Genomic DNA, 313 nt, shown 5'->3' with positions numbered 1-313 from the left:
ACCAACACGGTCAGCGTCAGGGTCAGTTGCAAGAAGGACATCTGCCCCGACTTCACGGCCGAGTTCTTCTGCAAGGGCAAAGGCTGCTTGGCTCTCTGGGTTTGGTGAAGCGACAGTAGAGAAGTCAGGATCAGCAGTTGCTTGTGCTTCAACAACTTGGACAGATTCAAAACCAGCCTGTGCAAGGGCACGACGCGCCAACATTTCACCCGTACCATGAAGCGGTGTATAGACAATCTTCATGTCTTTACCGTATTCAGCAATCAATTCAGGGTTGATGTTGAGGTCATTGAGTTCTTCAAGATATTTAACG

1 pseudogene is annotated in these 313 nt (G+C 49.2%); it reads right to left on the bottom strand.

Annotated features, from left to right (window positions below):
• Positions 1 to 313: pseudogene (locus C1G53_RS00125) on the bottom strand (phospho-sugar mutase); the annotation flags it as partial.

Source organism: Streptococcus suis, assembly GCF_002960445.1.
In the GTDB taxonomy this organism is placed as follows: Bacteria; Bacillota; Bacilli; order Lactobacillales; family Streptococcaceae; genus Streptococcus; species Streptococcus hyiners.
The sequence above is the reverse complement of the archived record's forward strand: the minus strand, read 5'-3'. Positions and strand labels throughout refer to the sequence as shown.